At 65.6% G+C, this 2,300-nt stretch carries 3 protein-coding genes; all 3 read right to left on the reverse strand.

Annotation, left to right across the window (positions count from 1 at the left end; genetic code table 11):
• The coding region (locus NTW26_06425; protein MCX7021892.1) for a hypothetical protein at positions 1–909 on the reverse strand (909 nt) is incomplete at its 3' end.
• Between the two features lie 7 nt (positions 910–916).
• Entirely contained in the window at positions 917–1,414 is a 498-nt protein-coding gene (gene coaD, locus NTW26_06430) for a pantetheine-phosphate adenylyltransferase (protein MCX7021893.1), read from the reverse strand.
• A 174-nt stretch (positions 1,415–1,588) separates the two neighbouring features.
• Positions 1,589–2,300 (reverse strand): hypothetical protein (locus NTW26_06435; GenBank protein ID MCX7021894.1); only part of this gene is annotated, 712 nt, incomplete at its 5' end.

A 2,300-nucleotide genomic window follows, 5' to 3' on the forward strand; every position in this document is an offset into this window, starting at 1 on the left:
CATCCCCTTGGACATGTCCTGCTGTCCGAGCCGCTCGAAGCCGTAGGGACCGAAGTGTTCGCAGAAGTCGTCGAACATGGCCGGGAAGACGGCGTAGTCGTGAAGGGCCCAGTCCAGCTCGTCGGCGTAGCAGTAGAAGTCCAACCGGACGGGCTCCTCGCGCAGGACACCGTAGGCAAGCCCGTCTTCGGCGTGGACCCACACCAGGTAGTGGGCCGTGGGGTAGGCCGAATCCCAGAGCCAGGTCCGGGTGCCCTTGGCCGTGTCGTCGGTGACCTCGACCAGGACGCCGTTGCCCAGGCAGTCCAGGTCCGCCGGGACGGTGTAGCGCTCCGTGACGGTGAACTTGTCCGAGGGGTAGTTGTAGCAGGGGTAGAAGTTGTGGGTGGTGCCGGAGGATTCGTGGGAGCGGCAGTGGACGCGGCCCGGCTCGATGGTGAGCGGGTGGCCGTGGGAGGGGCGCCCCTCGTAGTGGATCGAGACCACCGCCTCCTCCCCCGCGCCCAGCGGCGGGTCCAGGGTCACGGAGAAGAAGCCGTCCTGTGTCCGGGAGAATGCGGCCGGGACACCGTCGTAGAGGCAGCCCGTGATGGCGAGGTCCTCCGAGAGCTGGAGGACCAGCGCCGCCTGGCTCCCCCCGGAGGGGGTGATGCGCCAGTCGGCGTGGCCGGCGAGGGTCCCGGCATCCGGGAAGAACTCCAGGTCGAGGTCCAGGTGCAAAAGGTCGGACCCCGAGGACGGCGGCTCGGGCAGCGGTCCCAGGTCGCCCTGCCCCTTGAGGGCCAGCTCCAGGAGGCGCGGGGCCGTCGGGTCAAGAAAAAGGGGGTTGCCCAGGGGGGGGTCGAAGGGGTTCGAAGCGGGGGCGACCAGGGCACAGAAAAGTACCAGTAGCGTTATCCGCTCGACCATGACCACCTCAAATTCGACCGCCGTTGGCGGCCAGTTTCTCCTGCAAGGCCCGTTCCACCGCCGGGGGGACGAAGTGGGAGAGGTCGCCGCCCAGACGCGCTATTTCCTTGACCAGGCTGGAGTTGAGGTATGTGTAAATCTCCGACGGCATGAGGAAGAGCGTCTCGAACTGGGGGAACAGGCGGCGGTTGGCCAGCGCCATGCGGAACTCGTCCTCGAAATCGGCCACGCCGCGCACCCCGCGGATGACCAGGTGGATGCCTATCTCCCGGGCAAAGTCCACCAGGAGGCCCGGGAAGGCCCGCACGCTGACGCGGTCTCCGTACCCGCCGACGGCTTCGGCTATCATGGCCGTCCGCTCCTCGGTGGAGAAGAGCGGCTGCTTGGGCGGGTTTCCCGCCACCGCCACCACCAGGTGCTCGCAGATGTGCAGCGCCCGCTGGACGAGGTCCAGGTGGCCGTTGGTCACCGGGTCGAAGGTGCCCGGAAAGATGGTCTGCTTCAAAATGACCCTCCCCGGAGGTTCTTCATCTTTTCACCCCCACGGCGAAGTGGGGGCACCAGACGCCGAAGATTTTATCCCGCAAAAAGAGCCGGAGCCGCGCCGGCGGGCCTCGTCGGCGACCTCGGGGACGGCCTCCAGCAGCTTCTCGACCGTCGCTAATCCCCCCGTTCCGGTTCAGTGCGCGGTGGGGTCGTACACCAGGACGTACCTGTCGCCGTCGAGGGCGAACACGGGCCGGTCCATCGGGAGCGGCAAGCACACCTCGTTCCCGGCGACCTCGGCGTTCGGAACAAAATAGGCCTCAATCGGAGTGGCCTCGAAGGTTTCGTGGTCGGAACTCTGCCACAGCATATCGTCCGTCTTACCCGTCCGGTAGCTCCACGAGTCAAGGTCATCCACCACGGTGTACGACGCGGCCGAGTAAGCGACGGGAAAACCGAGCGTGTGTTCCAGGCGCAACTCCATGCCCCAGGCGTAGTTATAGATGGCGAGGGGCAGGGGATTCGCCCGCTCGATGAAATTCCAGGGTACGCTCATGAGCACCAGACCGCCTGAACGCTCAATTATATCTGAATGGGCAAGAATATCGGCGGTCAACCCTTCACCGGCTTCGGCGGCCCGCCGCCACTGAACACCGGTGTTCACCGACGCCGCTATATAGTAACCGAGAAGCAGCACCGAGGCCAGCCCGACGACCGGTTTGCGCCAAGACCACAGGCGCCGCAACAGCCAGACCGTCGCCAGGATGAAGGGGGGCAGCAGGAAATAGAAGTACCAGAGGTTGAATTTGAAGCTGACCGGGACCAGGGATAAAACGAGCCAAATCAGGCAGATTCCGGGAACGCTGGACAGGGCCGTTATCTTCCACCGTCGCCCCCCGCGGCGC

The organism is bacterium, from assembly GCA_026398675.1.
Lineage (GTDB): Bacteria > RBG-13-66-14 > RBG-13-66-14 > RBG-13-66-14 > RBG-13-66-14 > RBG-13-66-14.